The sequence below is a fragment of the Microbacterium sp. NPDC087589 genome (assembly GCF_044743635.1).
Lineage (GTDB): Bacteria > Actinomycetota > Actinomycetes > Actinomycetales > Microbacteriaceae > Microbacterium.
In genome coordinates this window covers 1-1,655 of sequence record NZ_JBIUWV010000011.1, presented here as the reverse complement: position 1 = coordinate 1,655, position 1,655 = coordinate 1, and the positions used below count along the sequence as shown (strand labels likewise).

Here is a 1,655-nt window from a genome sequence, read left to right as displayed (position 1 = left end):
GGTGCAAGTGCGTAGGCCGAGAGATAGGCAAATCCGTCTCTCACACAGGCTGAGACACGATGCGGATAAAAAGTGGATGATCCTATGCTGCCAAGAAAAGCATCGACGCGAGGTTCAAGCCGCCCGTACCCCAAACCGACTCAGGTGGTCAGGTAGAGAATACCAAGGAGATCGAGAGAATCGTGGTTAAGGAACTCGGCAAAATGCCCCCGTAACTTCGGGAGAAGGGGGGCCTTCGACGTATTAGGACTTGCTCCGAAAGCGTTTGGAGGCCGCAGAGACTAGTGGGTAGCGACTGTTTACTAAAAACACAGGTCCGTGCCAAGTCGCAAGACGATGTATACGGACTGACGCCTGCCCGGTGCTGGAAGGTTAAGAGGACCGGTTAGCCGCAAGGCGAAGCTGAGAATTTAAGCCCCAGTAAACGGCGGTGGTAACTATAACCATCCTAAGGTAGCGAAATTCCTTGTCGGGTAAGTTCCGACCTGCACGAATGGCGTAACGACTTCCCAACTGTCTCAACCGCGAACTCGGCGAAATTGCATTACGAGTAAAGATGCTCGTTACGCGCAGCAGGACGGAAAGACCCCGTGACCTTTACTATAGCTTTGTATTGGTGTTCGGTGTGGCTTGTGTAGGATAGGTGGGAGACTGTGAAGCATGGACGCCAGTTCATGTGGAGTCATTGTTGAAATACCACTCTGGTCACTCTGGATATCTAACTTCGAACCGTAATCCGGTTCAGGGACAGTGCATGGTGGGTAGTTTAACTGGGGCGGTTGCCTCCCAAAAAGTAACGGAGGCGCCCAAAGGTTCCCTCAACCTGGTTGGCAATCAGGTGTCGAGTGTAAGTGCACAAGGGAGCTTGACTGTGAGACTGACAGGTCGAGCAGGGACGAAAGTCGGGACTAGTGATCCGGCAGTGGCTTGTGGAAGCGCTGTCGCTCAACGGATAAAAGGTACCTCGGGGATAACAGGCTGATCTTGCCCAAGAGTCCATATCGACGGCATGGTTTGGCACCTCGATGTCGGCTCGTCGCATCCTGGGGCTGGAGTAGGTCCCAAGGGTTGGGCTGTTCGCCCATTAAAGCGGTACGCGAGCTGGGTTTAGAACGTCGTGAGACAGTTCGGTCCCTATCCGCTGCGCGCGTAGGAAATTTGAGAGGATCTGACCCTAGTACGAGAGGACCGGGTTGGACGAACCTCTGGTGTGTCAGTTGTTCCGCCAGGAGCACCGCTGATTAGCTACGTTCGGGATGGATAACCGCTGAAAGCATCTAAGCGGGAAGCCGGCCTCAAGATGAGATTTCCATACCTTCGGGTGAGAGGCTCCCAGCCAGACTACTGGGTTGATAGGCCAGATGTGGAAGTGCAGTAATGCATGCAGCTGACTGGTACTAATAAGCCGATGACTTGATAACACACCGTTTGTTGGTGCTACGCGTCCACTGAGTGGTTCTCGATGTACGGTCGAGAACCCTACAGACAACACTGATTTGTCTATAGGTTTGATTGAAACATCAATAGTGTTTCGGCGGCCATAGCGTGAGGGAAACGCCCGGTTACATTCCGAACCCGGAAGCTAAGCCTCACAGCGCCGATGGTACTGCAGGGGGGACCCTGTGGGAGAGTAGGACACCGCCGGACTTCTTTTA

General features: G+C 53.6%; 2 rRNA genes (1 of these 2 running past the window's edge). Both read left to right on the top strand.

The window, feature by feature from the left end:
* A 23S ribosomal RNA gene (locus ACIOU8_RS18125) occupies nt 1-1,421 on the top strand; it begins 1,782 nt to the left of the window's first position.
* A 109-nt stretch (nt 1,422-1,530) separates the two neighbouring features.
* Nucleotides 1,531-1,647, top strand: a 5S ribosomal RNA gene (rrf, locus tag ACIOU8_RS18120).
* Nucleotides 1,648-1,655: the final 8 nt, after the last annotated feature.